Source organism: Peribacillus deserti (genome assembly GCF_016909175.1).
GTDB lineage: Bacteria > Bacillota > Bacilli > Bacillales > DSM-1321 > Paraperibacillus > Paraperibacillus deserti.
In genome coordinates this window covers 46,729-65,252 of record NZ_JAFBFI010000004.1, presented here as the reverse complement: position 1 = coordinate 65,252, position 18,524 = coordinate 46,729, and the positions used below count along the sequence as shown (strand labels likewise).

Annotated in this window: 24 protein-coding genes; 19 read left to right on the top strand and 5 right to left on the bottom strand. The window is 39.3% G+C overall.

Going from position 1 to position 18,524, the window contains the following annotated elements; all coding sequences use genetic code 11:
- Positions 1 to 42: 42 nt before the first annotated feature.
- The 5 genes from JOC77_RS05995 to JOC77_RS05975 all read left to right on the top strand — a co-directional run bounded on the left by JOC77_RS05995 (position 43) and on the right by JOC77_RS05975 (position 2,392).
- Positions 43 to 300, top strand: a complete 258-nt coding sequence (locus JOC77_RS05995; protein ID WP_204540201.1) for a YrhC family protein — start codon at positions 43 to 45, stop codon at positions 298 to 300.
- A 479-nt stretch (positions 301 to 779) separates the two neighbouring features.
- Positions 780 to 920, top strand: a complete 141-nt coding sequence (locus JOC77_RS05990; RefSeq protein ID WP_204540199.1) for a YrzI family small protein — start codon at positions 780 to 782, stop codon at positions 918 to 920.
- A 37-nt stretch (positions 921 to 957) separates the two neighbouring features.
- Positions 958 to 1,098, top strand: coding sequence for a YrzI family small protein (locus tag JOC77_RS05985; protein ID WP_204540196.1), 141 nt, complete (start codon positions 958 to 960; stop codon positions 1,096 to 1,098).
- A 201-nt stretch (positions 1,099 to 1,299) separates the two neighbouring features.
- Complete coding sequence (locus JOC77_RS05980) at positions 1,300 to 1,440, top strand: YrzI family small protein (RefSeq protein ID WP_204540193.1); 141 nt, start codon at positions 1,300 to 1,302, stop codon at positions 1,438 to 1,440.
- A gap of 121 nt (positions 1,441 to 1,561) precedes the next feature.
- The gene (locus JOC77_RS05975) at positions 1,562 to 2,392 is read left to right on the top strand and encodes a GNAT family N-acetyltransferase (RefSeq protein WP_204540190.1); all 831 of its coding nucleotides are present in this window, start codon (positions 1,562 to 1,564) and stop codon (positions 2,390 to 2,392) included.
- Positions 2,393 to 2,452: 60 nt separating this feature from the next.
- Here JOC77_RS05975 and sigK read toward each other — a convergent pair whose 3' ends face one another.
- Positions 2,453 to 3,166: an RNA polymerase sporulation sigma factor SigK gene (sigK, locus tag JOC77_RS05970; protein ID WP_204540187.1), complete on the bottom strand. Its 714-nt coding sequence runs from the start codon at positions 3,164 to 3,166 to the stop codon at positions 2,453 to 2,455.
- Between the two features lie 257 nt (positions 3,167 to 3,423).
- Here sigK and JOC77_RS05965 point away from each other — a divergent pair, with 257 nt between their 5' ends.
- Complete coding sequence (locus JOC77_RS05965) at positions 3,424 to 5,220, top strand: M3 family oligoendopeptidase (RefSeq protein WP_204540184.1); 1,797 nt, start codon at positions 3,424 to 3,426, stop codon at positions 5,218 to 5,220.
- 75 nt (positions 5,221 to 5,295) lie between these two features.
- On the opposite strand, the gene pssA is transcribed toward JOC77_RS05965, so the two are convergent.
- Positions 5,296 to 5,835: a CDP-diacylglycerol--serine O-phosphatidyltransferase gene (gene pssA, locus JOC77_RS05960; RefSeq protein WP_204540181.1), complete on the bottom strand. Its 540-nt coding sequence runs from the start codon at positions 5,833 to 5,835 to the stop codon at positions 5,296 to 5,298.
- Between the two features lie 126 nt (positions 5,836 to 5,961).
- Between pssA and JOC77_RS05955 the strand changes: the two genes are divergently transcribed.
- A complete protein-coding gene (locus JOC77_RS05955) occupies positions 5,962 to 6,768 on the top strand; it encodes a phosphatidylserine decarboxylase (protein WP_204540178.1) in 807 nt (268 codons plus the stop codon).
- Positions 6,769 to 6,818: 50 nt separating this feature from the next.
- Here JOC77_RS05955 and sda read toward each other — a convergent pair whose 3' ends face one another.
- Positions 6,819 to 6,959 carry a sporulation histidine kinase inhibitor Sda gene (sda, locus tag JOC77_RS05950; protein ID WP_204540175.1) on the bottom strand — a complete coding sequence of 47 codons (141 nt, stop codon included), beginning with the start codon at positions 6,957 to 6,959 and terminating at the stop codon, positions 6,819 to 6,821.
- A 478-nt stretch (positions 6,960 to 7,437) separates the two neighbouring features.
- On the opposite strand from sda, the gene JOC77_RS05945 reads away from it, so the two are divergent.
- From JOC77_RS05945 to JOC77_RS05910, 8 genes are read left to right on the top strand one after another with little or no spacing between them, the layout of a single operon-like run.
- Positions 7,438 to 7,953: a YqeG family HAD IIIA-type phosphatase gene (locus JOC77_RS05945; protein ID WP_204540172.1), complete on the top strand. Its 516-nt coding sequence runs from the start codon at positions 7,438 to 7,440 to the stop codon at positions 7,951 to 7,953.
- A gap of 2 nt (positions 7,954 to 7,955) precedes the next feature.
- Positions 7,956 to 9,062 (top strand): ribosome biogenesis GTPase YqeH, encoded by a 1,107-nt coding sequence (gene yqeH / locus JOC77_RS05940; RefSeq protein WP_204540170.1) that lies wholly within the window; start codon positions 7,956 to 7,958, stop codon positions 9,060 to 9,062.
- A gap of 13 nt (positions 9,063 to 9,075) precedes the next feature.
- On the top strand, positions 9,076 to 9,912 hold the full coding sequence (aroE, locus tag JOC77_RS05935; RefSeq protein ID WP_204540167.1) for a shikimate dehydrogenase: 837 nt from the start codon (positions 9,076 to 9,078) through the stop codon (positions 9,910 to 9,912).
- Between the two features lie 2 nt (positions 9,913 to 9,914).
- Entirely contained in the window at positions 9,915 to 10,208 is a 294-nt protein-coding gene (yhbY, locus tag JOC77_RS05930) for a ribosome assembly RNA-binding protein YhbY (RefSeq protein WP_204540165.1), read from the top strand.
- 4 nt (positions 10,209 to 10,212) lie between these two features.
- Positions 10,213 to 10,782 carry a nicotinate-nucleotide adenylyltransferase gene (locus JOC77_RS05925; RefSeq protein ID WP_204540163.1) on the top strand — a complete coding sequence of 190 codons (570 nt, stop codon included), beginning with the start codon at positions 10,213 to 10,215 and terminating at the stop codon, positions 10,780 to 10,782.
- Complete coding sequence (gene yqeK, locus JOC77_RS05920) at positions 10,772 to 11,344, top strand: bis(5'-nucleosyl)-tetraphosphatase (symmetrical) YqeK (RefSeq protein ID WP_204540161.1); 573 nt, start codon at positions 10,772 to 10,774, stop codon at positions 11,342 to 11,344. The genes JOC77_RS05925 and yqeK overlap by 11 nt, the downstream gene beginning before the upstream one ends.
- Positions 11,344 to 11,703 carry a ribosome silencing factor gene (rsfS, locus tag JOC77_RS05915; protein WP_204540159.1) on the top strand — a complete coding sequence of 120 codons (360 nt, stop codon included), beginning with the start codon at positions 11,344 to 11,346 and terminating at the stop codon, positions 11,701 to 11,703. The genes yqeK and rsfS overlap by 1 nt, the downstream gene beginning before the upstream one ends.
- Positions 11,700 to 12,449 (top strand): class I SAM-dependent DNA methyltransferase, encoded by a 750-nt coding sequence (locus JOC77_RS05910; RefSeq protein WP_204540157.1) that lies wholly within the window; start codon positions 11,700 to 11,702, stop codon positions 12,447 to 12,449. The genes rsfS and JOC77_RS05910 overlap by 4 nt, the downstream gene beginning before the upstream one ends.
- A 77-nt stretch (positions 12,450 to 12,526) precedes the next feature.
- Here the strand turns inward: JOC77_RS05910 and comER are convergent, their stop codons facing one another.
- Positions 12,527 to 13,360, bottom strand: coding sequence for a late competence protein ComER (comER, locus tag JOC77_RS05905; RefSeq protein WP_239558624.1), 834 nt, complete (start codon positions 13,358 to 13,360; stop codon positions 12,527 to 12,529).
- Between the two features lie 93 nt (positions 13,361 to 13,453).
- Between comER and JOC77_RS05900 the strand changes: the two genes are divergently transcribed.
- The 3 genes from JOC77_RS05900 (at position 13,454) to JOC77_RS05890 (ending at position 16,910) form a co-directional block, all read left to right on the top strand.
- Entirely contained in the window at positions 13,454 to 14,092 is a 639-nt protein-coding gene (locus JOC77_RS05900) for a helix-hairpin-helix domain-containing protein (protein WP_204540155.1), read from the top strand.
- Between the two features lie 70 nt (positions 14,093 to 14,162).
- Complete coding sequence (locus tag JOC77_RS05895) at positions 14,163 to 14,594, top strand: deoxycytidylate deaminase (RefSeq protein ID WP_204540152.1); 432 nt, start codon at positions 14,163 to 14,165, stop codon at positions 14,592 to 14,594.
- A gap of 21 nt (positions 14,595 to 14,615) precedes the next feature.
- Positions 14,616 to 16,910: a DNA internalization-related competence protein ComEC/Rec2 gene (locus JOC77_RS05890; RefSeq protein WP_204540149.1), complete on the top strand. Its 2,295-nt coding sequence runs from the start codon at positions 14,616 to 14,618 to the stop codon at positions 16,908 to 16,910.
- Positions 16,911 to 17,036: 126 nt separating this feature from the next.
- On the opposite strand, the gene JOC77_RS05885 is transcribed toward JOC77_RS05890, so the two are convergent.
- Positions 17,037 to 17,168, bottom strand: a complete 132-nt coding sequence (locus JOC77_RS05885) for a YqzM family protein (protein WP_204540146.1) — start codon at positions 17,166 to 17,168, stop codon at positions 17,037 to 17,039.
- 337 nt (positions 17,169 to 17,505) lie between these two features.
- Here JOC77_RS05885 and holA point away from each other — a divergent pair, with 337 nt between their 5' ends.
- Entirely contained in the window at positions 17,506 to 18,519 is a 1,014-nt protein-coding gene (holA, locus tag JOC77_RS05880; RefSeq protein WP_204540143.1) for a DNA polymerase III subunit delta, read from the top strand.
- Positions 18,520 to 18,524 lie beyond the last annotated feature (5 nt).

Sequence of the window (18,524 nt, the reverse complement as noted above, 5' to 3'; positions counted from 1 at the left end):
GGTTGTAATTAGTTTTTACTAGAAAGTGCAGGTGGGATTTAAGTGAACTTTAAAAAGAAATCGTTAGAGACTATTTATCGCGAAAAAATGGTAGATTACAAAAGATTTGCTTTTTCCCTTATTTGTGCGAGCGTGTTCTTTTATCTAGGAGTCCTTATTTCCTCACATGGAAAAGGATTAAACCCTGATTACTTAATGATGGGAGCAACTATTCTTTTTATTTCTCTTTCAGGAGTGTTCTTCTATCTTTCTGCGAAATATAAATCTCTTTTATCTCAATCGGAGAAAACCGATGTATAAACCATTGATTAAGCCGGCCTTTATAAGGTCCGGCTTTTTTGCTTATTAGCTGAAATTTTTAAGCGGCCTATATGTAAGTATAAAGATTTATACCTGGGTCAAATATCCATTTATCGAATGATGTAGAAAATTTAGGCCAAAAACTGGTTTACAAAATGTAGCAATTTGGATATACTTACCAATGTAAGCTCTTTCTAAGAGCAAATTAACTAAGGGAGGTCGAATGACATGTTATATACTCAAGCAGCTGTAAAGACTTACAATTTAATATGTCATGTTTATATATTCGACCTGGCTGGTTCGATGAACTCATAATTTCTATGTTTATGAATGCAATCATACTATATGGCCGCAGGGAGAATATTCCGTGCGGCCTTTTTGCGCCGCATGGATAAATTTCCTGCGGTTGTGTTCAGGCCGCAGAAGTTTTCTGCGGCCTTTTTATGCCTGCATTTAAATATTGTAAAGGAGGTGATTGTATGACAATCCATATGCTTTTCTTCACGATCATCATTAAACAAAAAGCAATAAGCCGGAAAGAAGCATTCCACCAGGAACAGATTCAAAAATGGCATGACCGGAATCTCGACAGGACGCTCCAGGTTCCCCTTATCATGTAGCAGGCTGAATTTTATTAATAATAATGGAGGTGATTATATGACTATAAATATGCTGATCTTCACGATCATTATTAAGCAGACTAAAATAAGCAGAGAAGAAGCTTTTCATCAGGAAGAAATTAAGAGGTGGCATGATGCTAATATGAACCGCATCGTCCAGCTTCAAAACGTAATTTAAGCTAGCAAGGAGTGATAGTATGATGATTCAAATGCTCTTCTTAACCATTTTTATTAAACAAAAGCCAAAGAGCAGAAAACAAGACCGAGCACCAGGAACAGATTCAGCAATGGCATGAGCGGAATCTATACAAATGGGCAGAAATGAACAACGTGATGTAAGAGAGAAAGTCCTTAGTGCGAAATTTCAGGAGGTGATTGTATGACCATCCATATGCTTTTCTTTACCATTATTATCAAGAAAAAAGGATTAAGCCGCCAAGAAGCTTTGCATCAGGAATCTATAAAAGAGTGGCATGAAAAAAACATCGATAAATCGCTGCAAATCGGAAATATCATGTAATTCAAAATTCCAAAGAAGGTGGAGATTCTTATGACTAAATTATTAAATCGAAAAGGACTATTATGGTTTTATAAAGATACCGGCTAAGGAACGATAATTTACGGGAAAAGGGGGAAATGAGGTGAAGGCTGTACAGCATTTAGCAGAATTAAAACAATTACAGGAACTATGCGAGGAAGAGGAGCATATTCAATTAAAATTGAATTGGGAGACGCTTGAGCAAAAAAGTGAAGATGAACTGAATAAACATTCTTTTTTTGATCAAGGCAGACTTATCGGCTTTATTGGTGTTTATGATTTCGGCAGCAAAGTTGAACTATGCGGCCTGGTGCATCCTGAATACCGCCGTAAAGGTATTTTCACTTCTTTGTATCAAAACGCACTGGAAGAGATTAAAGCTAAACATTTCCGTGAGATTTTATTCAATGCTCCTGTAAATTCACAGTCGGGAAAGCAGTTTTTGAAAAGAGTCCCTTTTAATTATGCTTTCTCTGAATACCAAATGAAGTGGCAGGAAGCTGTATTGAACATCGAAATGGATGTGGTGGTACGGCCTAGGACTGAGGAAGACACTAAGCTGGAAATTGAACTGGATGCCAGATGCTTTGGTTTAAGAAGGGAAGAAGCAGCCAGGTTTAATATGGAAACCCGGAAAGAAAGAAATCAGCATTCATATATAATTGAACATGAAGAGGAAGCTGTGGGAAAGATAAGAGTTTCATGCTTCAACCAAAAAGATTCATGGATCTATGGTTTTTCAGTGCTTCCAGAATTTCAGGGTAAGGGGATTGGGCGCCAGGTCCTGAAAACTGTCATCTTACAGGAGCGGGAATCAGGCCATGATATTTACCTTGAGGTAGAAGCAAAGAACGAGCATGCATTACGGTTATATACCTCATGTGGGTTTCAGCCGTTCAATACACAGGAATATTATAGGTATTCGATTGATTAGAACTCAGGATGAATGAAATGAATTTATTAAATTATATGAAAAGAAAAAAAGGAAGGCAATTCAGCCTTTCCTTTTTTCTTTTTCTGCCCGGTAAAATTCGTGGAACATTTTCATGAGGGCGCGTTTTTCTATTCGTGAAACATAACTCCTCGATATCCCCAGCTCCTTGGCAATTTCCCTCTGTGTTTTTTCTTTCTGCAGATCAAGTCCAAACCGGCCTATTATAACTTCTTTTTCTCGATCATCTAATACATCAATAAACTGCTTAACCTTTTCAATTTCCAAGTTTAATTGAATGGTGTCGACCACATCTTCCGACTCAGATTTTAAAACATCAATCAAGCTAATCTCATTTCCTTCTTTGTCCTGTCCAATTGGATCATGGAGTGAAACATCTTTCTTTGTTTTCTTAGTTGCTCTCAGGTGCATCAAAATTTCGTTCTCAATACAGCGGGCTGCATAAGTAGCCAGCTTAGTCCCTTTGCCCTCAGAATAGCTTTCGATGGCTTTTATCAGGCCGATGGTGCCGATGGAGATGAGATCTTCTGTATCCTCCCCTGTATTTTCAAACTTTTTGACAATATGGGCCACAAGCCGAAGGTTATGCTCTATAAGAATATTTCTTGCCTCACTGTCGCCTTCCGCCATAAGAAGCAGGTATTTACGTTCATCTTGTGCTGACAAGGGCTGAGGAAAAGCATTGTTTTTTACATAAGAAACTAATAAAAAGAGTTCCTTTACCATATAGCTTATTGCAGTAAAAATACCGGGCATCGCTACACCTCCGTTGTTTTAGGCACACGCCTATTAAACATGTGTATGTCTGAAAGGCCTTGTCTGTGTCTGTACGGATTTTATTTTTTTCAAATGGCTGTCCAGCTTTGGACAAATGGGTCCGCAAATCCAGGCTGCCGCTGGCTATAACCTGTTAGAGTTCAGTTTATCCTTCCAGTGTGATCCACTATTGTTTAAAAATAGAAAAAATTTAAAAAAAGCCATATAATATATGTAGAAAAAGGGGGTAAAAGAAGATGAATTATTCTTTGAGATGGGATTTAGATGTGTTTTTTCAAGGCGGAAGCCATTCAGAAGAATTTGCTGCTCATTTATCTGGGGTAGAACAAGACCTTTCAGAATTTAAGAAGCTTATTAACAGCTGGAATGTCACATCTGAGCCGACAGACAAGGACGTTATTATTCATATATTAGAACAGTTTGCTTTAGTTGGAGCTAAACTGCGCCAGGCAGGTGCTTTCATAAGCTGTTTGGAAGCGCAGGATACTACGGATACCAGGGCAAGAGAGCACAGAGGAAAAGTTACAGGCTTTAGCGCCGAATTCTCCAGCGCCTTAAATGCTTTTGATGTAAAGCTTGCACAGCTGGAAGAACAGTTTTTCCAGGCTATTCTAAAAGACAATGATTTAAAGGAAGTTCGATTTGTTCTTGAAGAGCGAAGAGAAAGAGTCATGGAAAAGCTTTCTGTAGAAGAGGAATCGTTAATCAACCAGTTGTCTGTTGACGGTTATCACGGCTGGGGACAAATGTATGATGTTTTAGTCAGCTCAGTTAAGATCCCTGTTCAGGATCAGGGTGAATTAAAACAATTATCTGTCGGCCAGGCTTCAAATAAATTTTCCGATCCTGACCGAAAAGTACGGGAGGATTTGTTTAGAAATTGGGAAAAAGCATGGGGTGAAAAGGCTGATTTATTTGCAAATACTTTAAACCATCTATCCGGTTTCAGACTAAGTGTATATGGCAGACGCGGATGGGATGATGTTCTAAAAGAACCTCTTGATATTAATAGAATGAGCAAAGAAACCTTACATAGTATGTGGAGTGCAATTGCAGAACAAAAAGGGCCGCTGAAACAGTATCTGAACCGCAAAGCTGAACTGTTAGGCGTGAAAAAACTAAGCTGGTTTGACCTGGATGCTCCTGTTACCCAATCTGCAGGTGTGATGCCATACCAGGAAGGTGCCGAGTTCATACTTAATCAGTTTTCCAAATTCGGCAAAGAACTTACCCGATTCACAGAAAAAGCATTCAAGGACAGCTGGATTGAAGCCGAAGATAGAGATAACAAATCTCCTGGAGGTTTTTGTACTGGATTTCCCGAGAGCGGCCAGTCAAGAATCTTTATGACCTATTCAGGAACACCTTCCAATGTGTCCACGCTTGCGCATGAACTGGGCCATGCCTTTCATTCTTATGTATTAAAGGAATCGCATTACTTAAACAGAGGCTATGCCATGAATGTCGCTGAAACTGCTTCCACTTTTGCAGAATTAATAGTATCTGATGCGGCTGTAAAGGAAGCAAAAAATGAAGATGAAAAGCTGGCTCTCCTGGAGGATAAAGTTCAGCGTTCTGTGGCGTTATTAATGAACATACATGCAAGATTTATCTTTGAAACTAATTATTATGAAGAACGAAAACAGGGTGTTGTTGGTGCATCGCGGCTGAATGAACTGATGGAAGAGGCTCAAAAGGAGGCTTATGGCGATGCTCTTGAAGAGTATCACCCGCTATTCTGGGCTTCAAAGCTTCATTTCTTTATTACAGGAGTTCCTTTCTATAATTTCCCTTATACATTTGGCTATTTATTTTCACTGGGTATATACAAAAAGGCTATTGAAGAAGGGGAAAGCTTCGAGCAAAAATATATTAAGCTGCTTCAGGATACGGGTTCAATGAAGGTCGAGGAGCTTGCAATGAAACACTTAGGAGCAGATCTAACCAAAAGAGACTTTTGGGATGAAGCTGTATCTATGTGCATGAAGGACGTAGAAGAATTTTTGGAATTGACGAAAGTAAAAGTTCAATAAAATATAAAAACAGACTCCTTTTTATATATGGAGTCTGTTTTTATATTTCACGATTTTTGAAGTAACAGCCGTGTTTTAAACTTTTTTAAGTTTAAAAGGACTGACCATCAAGAATGATAATATAATCATCAAGAACAGAAAAGATACCGACGCCAAATGGGGTATAGCTAAAAAGCTTAAAGTTAATAAGCAGCCGGCCGCCGTAATTGGCAGCCCTGTAAAATATCCGTTGTTTTCAGTAATGTTAAATTTAGCTAAGCGAACCGCTCCACATCCGATATAGAAAACGGTAAAGAATGTTCCTGGAGCCCCGAAATCAAATATGATTCCTTGATAAAGCAGCAGGGCTGGGGCTACTCCAAAGGATATAATATCACACATGGAATCAAGCTGTTTACCTAACTCGGATTCCGAATTAAGCAATCTGGCAGCCATACCATCAAACCGGTCGGCAAGAGCAGCTAAAAAAATTAATAAAAGAGCAAGATTCAATTCGCCTTTGATACATGAAATTATCGAAAATCCACCAAGGGATAAGTTAATAAGAGTAATCACATTAGCAGTTTGGGATTTAATTTTTTTTAACGTTACATCTAGCACGCTGGACAAAAACAATTTCCTCACTCCTTGAATACTTGCAGGATAATGGAAAACCCTCTAGTATTTGTTATATAATAATATTTTATTTTATTCTTTTTATGCTAACTCGTAAAGGACTATTTTTAAATGGAGGAATTATAATTGCTACTACAATCTTTTTACAGAGCATTGATCGAGCTGACAAATGGACGTATTACATCGGGAGCTCTCAAGCGTTTCGCACAATCGAAAGCCAGCCGGTTCTTGATACCATCATACGTAAAATTATATAAATTGAACCTGGATGAAGTAGAACGCGGTATAAATGAATTTCCTACACTGCACGATTTATTTGTCCGCAAGCTGAAAGAAAAGGCCCGGAATATTCATCCTGACAGCAGTTCAGTAGTTAGTCCTGTAGATGGAGTACTTGAGGATATAGGGGAAATACGCCCAGATAAGCGGATTACAGTAAAAGGAAAAGAGTATTCAATAGAAGAAATGCTAAACAATGGAGCTGTTTTAGAAAAATATATTGGCGGGAGTTATATGGTTATGTACCTGAGTCCAAGCCATTATCATCGTATTCACAGTCCTGTCAGCGGAGAGGTAACCGAGCGGTGGCTGCTCGGGAAAAAATCATACCCCGTCAATGCCTGGGGAATGAAGTTTGGGAGAGACCCTCTTTCCAAAAATTATCGCCTTATTACTGAGCTCAAACACGAAGGAGGGCATATCTCACTGGTAAAGGTCGGGGCTATGTTTGTAAACTCGATTGTCGTTACACATTCGGAGAAAAGAGTAGGAAAGGGCGAGGAACTGGCTTACTTCAGCTTTGGCTCCACAGTTGTCCTCTTATTCGAGAAGGGAACTTTCACACCAGCTGTAGGAAACAGCTTCCCTCTAAACGTACATGTGGGTGAGGAAATTGGGTATATAAAAAATGAAGTAAAGCTTCCTGTACGCTAACAAGGCAGTGGCAACTAATAAAAGCCCTGTTTTCCAGGGCCGATCATCCATCATGAATATAGTCTTATCTTATGTGTGAGAGTACGCCGGTCAATTTCAGATTCTATGAGGCGGATGAATTCCGGACTGAGCTTTAGCTCACGTGCTTTATGGTAGGATTCAATTAATAAGTCGTCTGAAAGCTTGTTCATATAACAGGCCTTAAGCCTTTTCACCTCCACCCGGATTTTTTTAAGAATGTATGTTATGTTTTCATGGATTTACGCATATAATTATAAGTTTTAACTTGATGTACCACTACTCTATCAAAATAAAACGCAGAGAACAATCGTTCTGTTATCCACAAGAAATAGTGGATAAGTTGTGATTAACTTGTTGAAAAGTAATATTTACGTATATAGTACAAAGGGTATAATGTGAATAGTTTTATCCACAAGATAGGAAGGTAAAGGTTTTTGTCGAAAAGTTTTTTATTTTACATGCTGTTTTTCATGTTGGTAGCTTTACTTACTAATACTTCAAAGGCAAAAAGAGCAGCCAAATATGTTTTCATCCGTTTCTCCTTGCAGCTGAATCATTCTCCATCGGAAAATTCTTTTTGAAAGGAGCGTTAATATTAGGTATGATGGATAAGGAAAATTTCATGGAAAATATAGAGGTGCAAAGACATTGCTAAAATTATTTCTTCCCAGTGAACACTCGAAAAGCATTCTGGATATCACGCCTGAGAGATTAAAGGAGCAGGGTATCAAAGGGATTATCACTGATTTGGACAATACTCTTGTAGAATGGGACAGGCCAAGTGCCACACCGCAGCTTATCAAGTGGTTTGATAATATGAGGGATCATGGAATTCTTGTGACCATTGTTTCGAATAATAATGAAAAAAGGGTCCATAGCTTCGCAGACCCATTGAAAATTCCGTTTATCTTTCAAGCGAGAAAACCTATGGGAAAAGCTTTCATTCGAGCAATAAACCAAATGGGGATTAAAAGGGAAGAAACGGTCGTAATTGGAGACCAGCTTCTCACGGATGTTTTTGGAGGCAATAGAAATGGCTTTAAAACCATCCTTGTTGTGCCTGTTGCGCAGACTGATGGACTAGTGACAAGGTTTAACAGGAAAATTGAACGAAGAATTCTTTCGTGGTTCAGACGGAAGGGTATGATTAATTGGGAGGATTAGAATTGAGCGAAACAAACATAGTATGTATCGGCTGTGGTATCAAAGTGCAGACAGAGGATCCAAAAGGACTCGGGTATGCGCCGGCATCCGCATTAGAAAAAGATGCCGTGATCTGCCAGCGCTGCTTCAAATTAAAACACTATAATGAAGTGCAGGATGTATCTTTAACGGATGATGATTTCCTTAAGATTTTAAACGGTGTAGGAAGCAAAGATGCTCTTATCGTAAAAATTGTTGATATTTTCGACTTTAATGGCAGCTGGCTGCCTGGCCTGCAGCGTTTTGCAGGCGGTAACGATGTCCTGCTGATCGCCAATAAATTTGATCTGCTTCCTAAATCTGTTAAGCACAATAAATTAATCAATTGGCTGCAGGCATCCTCAAAGGAGCTTGGATTAAAGCCCATTGACGTTTTATTAGTCAGTGCGTCTAAAGGGCACAATATGAAAGAAGCAGCTGCAGCCATCGAACATTACCGGAATGGAAAAGATGTGTTTGTGGTTGGATGTACAAATGTAGGGAAATCCACCTTTATTAATAGGATGATTAAAGAAGTGACGGGTGAAGAGGATATTATTACTACCTCACATTTTCCTGGGACAACACTGGATATCATTGAAATTCCGCTTGACGATGGGAAGAACCTGACAGACACTCCAGGAATCATAAACCATCATCAAATGGCTCATCATATTGATAAAAGAGATCTTAAATATATAACGCCAAAGAAAGAAATTAAATCGCGGGTGTACCAATTAAATGAAGAGCAGACACTGTTTTTTGGCGGTTTAGCCAGATTTGATTATCTAAGCGGAGGCAGAAGAGCTTTTACCTGTTATTTATCTAATGAATTAGATATCCATAGGACGAAGCTTGTGAAGGCAGATGATCTATACAAGAATCATGCCGGTGAACTGCTTACTCCTCCGAGAAAAGATCAGATGGATGAATTCCCAGAGCTTGTACCACACGAATTTTCTATTAAGGAAGCGAAAACGGATGTAGTTTTTTCAGGATTAGGCTGGGTTACTGTCAATGAACCAGGCGCTAAGATTGTTGCGCATGTACCAAAGGGTGTTAATGTAATCCTGCGGAAATCTTTAATATAAAGTGGTGAAGCAAGTGAGGGAACTTTACGGGGTAATGGGGGACCCAATCAGGCATTCAATGAGCCCGGATATTCATAATGATGCGTTTAAGCGGATGAACATTAATGCAGACTACCATCTTTTTCACGTTATCCCCGCAAAATTGGAGGATGCCGTAAACGGTGCCAGAGCCCTGAAAATATCCGGTTTTAATGTGACAGTCCCCCATAAAACAAAGATTATGCCTTTCCTGGATGAAATCGATGAATTAGCAATAGCTATAGGTGCTGTTAATACGGTTGTGAACAGGAATGGGCGTCTAATCGGCTATAATACCGATGGACCTGGGTTTGTTCGAGGCATATATGAAAAATTAGGAACACCATTAACAAACAAAAGAACTCTCATTATTGGAGCTGGAGGGGCCGCAAGAGGAATTTATTTTTCCCTTGTGAAGGAAGGCGTCACGCAGATAGATATCTGCAACCGAACTCTAGAAAATGCCAAGTCTCTAATAAAACAATGTCCTTATCAGGTAGCTTCAGAAGCCTTGAGCTTTGAAGAGGCCCTAAAAAAAATAGCGGAATATGACTTGATTGTTCAAACCACATCAGCTGGAATGAGCCCTAATATCAGCGGTCTGCCTTTTGAAATAAGGGGCAGTTTACAATCATCGGCTCTTGTAAGTGATATCATATACAATCCTCTCGAAACAGAATTCTTGAAACAGGCAAAAGAAAAAGGTGCGATGACACATAATGGGATTGATATGTTTGTTTATCAGGCGGCCCTTGCCTTTGAAATATGGACAGGACGAACTCCTGATACAGAAATGATGAGAAATATTGTGGTAACTAAGCTAGGAGGATAACTATGCTCACAGGAAAGCAAAAAAGATTTTTACGTTCTAAAGCACATCATCTTAACCCGATTTTCCAAGTAGGGAAAGGCGGAGTTAATGAAAATATGATTAAACAAATAGGTGAAGCGCTAGAGGCCAGGGAGCTTATTAAAATAAGCATTCTGCAAAATAGTGAAGAAGATAAGGAAACGGCAGCAGAAGCATTTACTGCGGGAACGGGTTCGGAACTGGTTCAAATCATTGGCAATACCATTGTGCTTTATAAAGAATCAAGAGAAAACAAACAACTGCAGCTGCCGTCTTAATCTTATGAAAAGAGCAGGAATTCTCGGCGGTACATTCGATCCGCCGCACATAGGCCATCTAATTGTGGCCAATGAAGTATTAGAAGCCTTAAGCCTGGATGAGGTCAGGTTTATGCCGAACCATACCCCGCCGCATAAAAAGAAAAATGAGAAGGTCACATCACATGACCGGCTTCAAATGGTCCGGATTTCTGTAAACTCCAATCCAAAACTGACAGCTGAAACGATTGAGCTTGGCAGGGATGGAGCTTCATACACCTATGATACAATTAAAGCGCTGCAGGAACAGGAGCCTGATACGAAGTTCTATTTTATTATTGGCGCAGATATGATAGAGTATTTACCTAAATGGTATAAGGTAGACGAATTGATGGAAATGGTCCAGTTTGTAGGAGTGCAGCGGCCTACCTACAAAGAGGAAACCTCGTTTCCTGTTATCATGGTAGATATACCTCAGATAGATCTTTCTTCATCCCTTATCAGAAAAAGGGTGAAAGAGGGCAAGTCGATCAAATATTTGGTCCATGAAGAAGTGCAGAAGTATATCGAGGTGAACAGATTATATGAATCGTGACCGAGCACTGGAGCTGGTTAAAAAGCAGATTACTGAACAGCGGTATAAGCATACCCTTGGAGTTGTAGAATCAGCAATCTGGCTTGCAGATAAATATGGAGCTGACAGGGATAAAGCCGAATTCGCTGCAATTTTCCATGACTACGCCAAATTCCGTCCGAAAGATGAAATGAAACAGATTATTGCTGCGGAAGGCATGCCTTTGGATTTGCTGGACTATAATATGGAACTATGGCATGCGCCTGTTGGAGCCTATTTAGTGGAAAAAGAAGCAGGAATAAAAGACATCGAGATACTTAATGCTATCAGATATCATACATCCGGCAGAGAAAACATGTCACTGCTGGAAAAGGTCATTTACCTTGCCGATTATATAGAACCGGGCAGAAGTTTTCCAGGAGTGGATGAGGTGCGGAAGACCGCGTCAGAACAGCTGGACAGTGCATTAACGGAAGCGATGCGGAACACGATAATCTTTTTAATGAATAGAAATCAATCTATTTACCCAGCTACTTTTAAAGCATACAACTATTTAATTATGAACAAGGAGGAGTCAGCTTAATGAATGAACGAGAGCTTCTCATTACAGCAGCTAGAGCAGCAGACGATAAACGAGCAGAGGATATTTTGGTGCTCAACATGAAAGGCATCTCTCTAGTAGCAGATTATTTCTTGATCTGCCACGGCGGTTCTGACAAACAAGTACAGGCTATTGCAAGAGAAATGCGTGAGAAAGCAGAAGAAAATGGCTACACTGTAAAGAGAATGGAAGGCTTTGATGAAGCAAAGTGGATTTTAGTCGATCTTGGAGATGTAATAGCACATGTGTTTCACCGGGATGAAAGAGGCTACTATAACCTTGAGCGGCTATGGGGAGATGCTCCAAGAGAAAATATTGAGAGTGAGCTTTCTCCTCAATGAGCTATGGGCAATTTGCCTACCTATACGATGAATTGATGAAGGATGTGCCGTACGCTAAATGGGTGGATCTGTTTAAAAAACAGATGGATAAATATTCGTCAGGCGGAAAAAAGGTTCTCGATTTAGCGTGCGGAACTGGCGAAATTTCTGTACGCTTAGCAAGGGAAGGACTTCAGGTGACCGGAGTAGATTTATCGGAGGAAATGCTGTCTGTGGCCCAAGCGAAAACAGCTGGTGAGGGTCTGGCAGTTCCTTTTTTTCAGCAGAATATGACAGATCTTAGTGGGCTAGGTACATTTGATGCTGTTACCATTTTCTGTGATTCACTCAACTATCTGAAGTCGCCGGAAGATGTTAAAGCTGCCTTTCATTCGGTTTCCAAGCATCTTGAAAGAAATGGTCTATTTATGTTCGACGTCCATTCTGTTTTCAAAATGGAACAGATCTTTAATAATGCAACCTTTGCTCATGATGACGAGGAAATTTCATATATATGGAACAGCTTTCCGGCAGCTGAACCTCTAAGTGTTGAGCATGAGCTAAGTTTTTTTGTTTTAGACTCTGCCTCCGGTAAATATGACCGCTTTGAAGAGGTGCATTTTCAAAGGACATTTACTCAAGAGACCTATCATAAGTGGCTTGAGGAATCTGGATTTGAACTTCTCGATGTTATCACTGATTTAGAAGAAAACAACGACGATGAATCAGAAGCTGAGAGGCTATTATTTATCGCTCGAAAAAAATAACAAAAGAAAGGCTCTCCTTAACCTTAAGGAAAGCCTTTTTTAATATAAAGAAGGATATTACATAGTGAATGTAGAATTTAGTTTAAATAAGGAACCTCATACTGCTCCTCAGTTTTTTCCAGCTCGTGTTTAAATTTTCTGTGAGTTGCTTCAAACAAATGCTCAAACACTTCCCCCAATTCATTTTCTAAAACTTGTATACCTTCCCCGGTTATTCCGCCCTTAACACATACCTTTTCTTCCAGGGCCGGCAGAGTATAAAACCCCTTTTTTAACAAATCTCCAAGTCCGATCAGCATATTTTCCGTTAATACTGTTGCTGTTTTTTCATCAATTGAGGTTGTTTTGCAAGCCCCTTCTATAAACCTTCTTGCAAGATAGCTGAAAAATGCAGGACCGCAGCTTACTATATCGGAGGACACTCTTGTTATTTCATTGGAGATCGCAAGTGGTCTTGATATACTGCCAGCCAGACTGTTTACCTTTTCCTCCCATTCAGCTGTACACATTTTTCCGAAGCTTAAAAGAGAAACCCCTGATAGCGCCCGATTGGTAATGCTGGGTATCATCCTGCCGCAGGAACAATCAATTAAAGACTCAAGCTGGTCAACTGAAATGGGGCTGGTAATAGAAATCAGACATTGATTTCTATTCAATACTGGTTTAATCCTTTGAAGTACATTGTAAATGTCTAAAGGCTTTACACATACAAAAATTAGATCGGCATTTGCAGCTACACTTTCGGCAGAAGCGACTATTTGAACGTCAGGATATCGTACCTTAATTAAGTTCGCTTTCGCTAGGGAACGGTTTGTAATCGTAAACTGTTCGGGAGAAACCACTCTAGCATCCAGTAAAGCCTCGATTAGAATAGTTCCCATATTCCCTGTCCCAATCATTCCAATTTTCATCCTTTTTATCACCCTTCCTGGACATAGCATTTCATAAAAGTTTATGATTTTGGCATTTTGTATATGACACAAAAAATAGGAGGCTTTATCTAAATGGAGAAACTACTGGCTAATAAACGAGCGTTAGCAATTGTTTGCGGAGTTTTCATTGTATCTGTACTAATACTCTTATTAAGTTTCAATTTCGATAAGGAATCGGAACCAAAGCCAGTTATCATTGAAGGTCTTGAAGAGAAAAAAGCTGATGCCGAAGTTTCTTCGGATCAAGCAGAAAAGGCTTCTCTGCCTCCAGCGGATATCTTCGTTGATATTAAAGGGGCTGTAAAAAAGCCGGGTGTTTATAAAGCGGCTCCCGGACAGAGAGTTTTAGATTTGATCAATAAGGCGGGGAGTTTTAAAGATGAAGCTGACAAGGATAAGGTAAACCTGGCCCAGACAGTAACGGACCAGATGGTCATTTATGTACCGGCTGAAGGTGAACAGGGAGTTGCTCCAGCTCGGACTATGCCTCCAGAAACAAGCTCAGAGTCAGCTGGTTCAAAGGTAAATATCAACACTGCTACAGAGGAAGATCTGCAGACTCTAACTGGGATTGGCCCTTCTAAAGCAGCAGCGATACTGGAATATCGAGAGCAGAACGGAGGATTTAAAAATGCTGATGAGCTAAAAAATATCAGCGGAATCGGAGACAAGACGTTTGAGAAAATTAAGGACAGAGTGCTTGTACAATAAATTAGCACAAAACGGACGAGAAAAGGTAAACTAACTCTAGAGAAGACTTTTATTGCCGGGAGGATTTATTATGGATAGGAAAAGCTGGGATGAATACTTTTTAGATATTGCCGAAGTGGTGTCATCACGATCAACATGCCAGCGTCTAAGGGTAGGCTGCGTTATTGTTAAGGACAGGCATATAATATCGACTGGATATAATGGTTCCATTCACGGTCATGATCATTGTGATGAGGCAGGGTGTTTAAAAGATGATAACGGCCGCTGTATACGCTGTGTCCACGCCGAAGAGAATGCGGTGCTGCATGCAGAAAGAGATGACTTAAAAGGAGCAACAGCATATATTACACACGAATCTTGCGAGAAGTGCTCTAAAACACTCGCACAGTCGGGTATTAAGAGGATTGTTTACAGAAATTCATACCCAAATAAATGGAATAGTTATTTTCTGAAGGATATTGATGTTGTTCATTTTATAAGCGAAAATAACCCGAATCTATAGATTGGAGCAGTGGAGGTTCCTATGAAAGTGAATCTTGTTTTGTCTGCCGTTTCAGCTGCTGCAGCCGTAACGGCTTTTTCTTTATGGAATGGGAAAGCATTATGTATTTTAGCTGTTTATTTAAGCTTTCTGTTCATCATGAAAGGTCCAGCATCGCTTTTTATACAGCTGTGCGTGATGTCTGTATTTGGAATGATTTATGTGTTTCAAGCAGACATGAATGTTACTCATCTTAAACGAGAACAGCCCCATTTTAACATCGTTTTTACTAATGTCCCAGAGGTAGATGGGAATTCTATGCAGACCATAGCACAAACAGACAGCGGTGAAAAGCTCCTATTAAAGAAGAAATTTGATGACTTAGAAGATAAACGGCATTTTGAGGACAATTATCTGGCTGGAATGGAGTGCCGCATTACAGGGATTCTTAAAAAACCAGATTCATCAAGGAATCCAAACAGTTTTAATTACCAAAAATATTTACATAATAGAAAAATACATTGGATATTAAAAGTGCAGAAGCTTGAAAGCTGTAAAATTGAACATCAAAATAATTTTATTTACAAATTAATAAATATCCGCTATAAAGGGTTAAAGCTTATAAAAAAACAGTTTTCAGAAGAATCAAGAGGGATTGCCTCAGCTCTTCTATTTGGAGAAGCAGGCTTTATCCATGAAGAAATGTTACGCAGCTACCAGGTGCTGGGGATCGTGCATCTGCTTTCCATCTCAGGCCTGCACGTTACCATATTAGCAGGTGGTATCTTCTTATTAGGGATTAGATGCGGTTTCACACGAAAAAAGATGCAAGGGATTCTCTTGGTTATTCTGCCGCTATATGCGGTTCTGACAGGCCTTTCTCCTCCAGTGATTAGAGCCTGCGGCATGGCTGTGATTTATCTCTGCCTTCAAATTTTTAATGTAAGGATATCAGGTGCTCAAACGATTTGTATCGCTAATATATGCTATACTGCCTTAAATCCTTATATCCTGTTTGACCCCGGCTTTCAACTTTCTTTTACAGTAACCTCTTCCTTATTGTTTTCCTCACAAATAATCTCCCGCTATCCAAACTATTTGATTCAGTCCTTTCTCATAAGCTTTATTTGCACGATTTGTTCACTTCCAATTATGTTATTTCATTTTTTTGAAATTTCTTCAGCAGGGATATTGGTCAATATGGTCTTTGTTCCTTTGTATAGCTTCATCATTTTACCACTGGCAATACTCTCCTTTAGTGTTCTAATAATTCATGCTCCTGCTGCAGAAATTTTAATAAACTTCTTTCATTTAATCCTGCAATTTTTATATGGAATACTAGATCAGCTCACAGAAGTACCCTTTTCCTCCATTGTGTTTGGAAAACCGCCTTTTATTGTCCTAATTATGCTGACTGGATTCATACTGGGGGTGTTTTACTATTGGGAAGCTAAGATGCTGAAAAATGCCAAAGTTTTGGGGCTTTTAATAGGCATGCTGCTCTGTTATCAATATTTTGCTGAATATATAACACCTTTTGGCGAGGTAACTTTTCTGGATGTAGGACAGGGAGATTCAATCTTCATACAGCTTCCCTTTGGAAGGGGAACTTATTTAATTGATACTGGAGGTCAGCTGGAATTTAATCAGGAAAAGTGGGAAATGAAGAGCAGTACGTTTGAAGTGGGAGAAGATATAGTAACACCTTTCTTAAAAGGGAAAGGAATCACCAGGCTGGATAAATTAATCCTGACCCATCCGGATATGGATCACATCGGCGGGGCAGCCAATGTTTTAAAGGATATAGAAGCAGATCAAATTATGATCAGCCAAGCAGTTATAAAGGAATATCTTGAGAAGGAGGTTTTCACAAATGTAAAGAATAGCATTGTGGTCCCGGTGAGACAAGGACACTATTGGACAACAGGTGAAGAAAGGTTTGTTATATTGAATCCACAGAAAACCTCAAAAGATTCTAATGAAGCATCTATTGTTCTTCTAGCCCAGATAGCGGACAAAAAGTGGCTGTTTATGGGGGATTTAGGAGAGGAAGGAGAAGCGCGTATAGCTAAAAAATATCCGGCTCTAAGAGCAGATTTTCTTAAAGCAGGACATCATGGAAGCAAAAATTCAACTTCAGATTTATTTGTAGGGCAGATCAAACCAAAGTATGCCATTATATCAGCTGGGAGGAGCAACAGATATGGACATCCGAATCAAGAAGCGCTGGATGTGTTAGAAGCCCATAACGTATTTATTTATCGTACCGACAAAGCTGGGGCGGTTAGTTTTAGGTTTTCAAAGAGGGAAGGAACCTTTTCACAAATGCTGCCATAATATATCAGCAAATAAAGCACTAAAAAACAAAATGAGGCCGCCAATAAAAGCAGCCCCAACCTTGCAATGATAAATTTAAAACGTTGTCATTTTCCTGCTGCCATGGTTATATGTATGAGCCCAGGCTTATCCGATAAATTTAAAAACGGTAGCAATGATAAACATAACCGCAAAAAATCCAAAGGATACGGCAAATCCAACACCAGAGTCAACAGCATCATTACGCTTGCTGATAATGTTTTTCTCAAATTCGTTCATTTCTACCCCTCCTGTTTCCCTAATAGTATAAGCTATGTTTCCAAAAAAATCTACAACTCCCTTTTTGTTTTCCTTTACTGACAAGAGTTGTCACAAATATTTTGAAATTGAAGGGCAAAAATAAGAGTACAAAGCTTTTAACCAGCAAATATTTTCTTGCTAGCCTTGTTCCAGATCCCTGTATGTTGGAAAGGTTTCCTAGGCCCTCTCTTGCATACGTTCATATAGATAGGGAATTGGCCTATGGGCTAATTCCCCTTTAGCTTGTCAAATTGGTTTTGCCAATATACCATAAAGGAGAAAGTTTAGTTTATTTACATAATCGAGGCGAACTAATTTGATATTGGATATATGGAAAAGTATTGAAAGAAAGCAATTTGCACCTGTTTATTTATTATATGGGAACGAGGCTTTCCTGATAAATGAAACCAAACAGCTGCTAACAAAGCATGTGTTGTCGGAGGATGAAATAGATTTTAATCTGTCTGTATTTGATTTAGAAGAAACTCCGATAGAAGCTGCTTTGGAAGATGTGGAAACACTCCCTTTCTTAGGAGAAAGAAAACTGGTCTTTCTGCAAAATGCCTTTTTCTTAACCGCTGAGAAAAACAAGTCAAAGGTTGAACATGAAGTTAGCAGATTAGAGGCCTATTTAGCAGATCCGGCGCCTTATTCAATTGTTGCAATAACCGCTCCTTACGAAAAGCTGGATGAACGAAAGAAAATTACGAAAGAGCTCAAGCGCAAAACCACGATATTGGAAGCTAAAAAATTAAATGAACAGGAGTTAAGGGTGTGGGTAAGAGAGCGGGCTGCCGCATCTAACGTTCAGATTGAGGAAGCAGCCATCAACCTGCTGATGGAGATATCTGGAACCAATTTAATGCTTTTAGCGAATGAAATAGAAAAACTTTCATTATACGCTGAAGAAAAGCTGATTAATACGGAAATGGTAGAGAAGCTCGTTGCTAAATCATTTGAGCAGAATATATTTACTTTAATAGATAAAATTCTTCAGCGGAAAATAGAGCCCGCTTTAACAATTTATTACGAGCTCTTAAGGCAGAATGAAGAGCCGATCAAAATATTATCAGTAATGGCAGGCCAGATTAGAATGCTTTATCAGGTAAAAGAATTAGTCAGACAAGGATATGGCCAGCAAAAAATAGCTTCTGTACTGAAAGTGCATCCATATAGAGTGAAGCTGGCTCTTGAAAAGGCTGGCAGCTTTAGTGAAAAAGAATTGATTAGGCTTATTTATCAGCTGGCTGAAGCTGACTATCAAATGAAGACAGGCCAGGCGGAAAAAAGATTAGCCATTGAATTGATATTGTTAAAGATGGGAACCTAAAAAGA

Bases quoted from the DNA above. Each gene is read 5' to 3' on its own strand.
- JOC77_RS05990 (WP_204540199.1), top strand. From the start codon at position 780: ATGACAATCCATATGCTTTTCTTCACGATCATCATTAAACAAAAAGCA.
- JOC77_RS05985 (WP_204540196.1), top strand. From the start codon at position 958: ATGACTATAAATATGCTGATCTTCACGATCATTATTAAGCAGACTAAA.
- JOC77_RS05980 (WP_204540193.1), top strand. From the start codon at position 1,300: ATGACCATCCATATGCTTTTCTTTACCATTATTATCAAGAAAAAAGGA.
- sigK (WP_204540187.1), bottom strand. From the start codon at position 3,166: ATGCCCGGTATTTTTACTGCAATAAGCTATATGGTAAAGGAACTCTTT.
- JOC77_RS05965 (WP_204540184.1), top strand. From the start codon at position 3,424: ATGAATTATTCTTTGAGATGGGATTTAGATGTGTTTTTTCAAGGCGGA.
- sda (WP_204540175.1), bottom strand. From the start codon at position 6,959: ATGAACAAGCTTTCAGACGACTTATTAATTGAATCCTACCATAAAGCA.
- yhbY (WP_204540165.1), top strand. From the start codon at position 9,915: ATGCTCACAGGAAAGCAAAAAAGATTTTTACGTTCTAAAGCACATCAT.
- JOC77_RS05925 (WP_204540163.1), top strand. From the start codon at position 10,213: ATGAAAAGAGCAGGAATTCTCGGCGGTACATTCGATCCGCCGCACATA.
- yqeK (WP_204540161.1), top strand. From the start codon at position 10,772: ATGAATCGTGACCGAGCACTGGAGCTGGTTAAAAAGCAGATTACTGAA.
- rsfS (WP_204540159.1), top strand. From the start codon at position 11,344: ATGAATGAACGAGAGCTTCTCATTACAGCAGCTAGAGCAGCAGACGAT.
- JOC77_RS05910 (WP_204540157.1), top strand. From the start codon at position 11,700: ATGAGCTATGGGCAATTTGCCTACCTATACGATGAATTGATGAAGGAT.
- comER (WP_239558624.1), bottom strand. From the start codon at position 13,360: ATGAAAATTGGAATGATTGGGACAGGGAATATGGGAACTATTCTAATC.
- JOC77_RS05900 (WP_204540155.1), top strand. From the start codon at position 13,454: ATGGAGAAACTACTGGCTAATAAACGAGCGTTAGCAATTGTTTGCGGA.
- JOC77_RS05895 (WP_204540152.1), top strand. From the start codon at position 14,163: ATGGATAGGAAAAGCTGGGATGAATACTTTTTAGATATTGCCGAAGTG.
- JOC77_RS05890 (WP_204540149.1), top strand. From the start codon at position 14,616: ATGAAAGTGAATCTTGTTTTGTCTGCCGTTTCAGCTGCTGCAGCCGTA.
- JOC77_RS05885 (WP_204540146.1), bottom strand. From the start codon at position 17,168: ATGAACGAATTTGAGAAAAACATTATCAGCAAGCGTAATGATGCTGTT.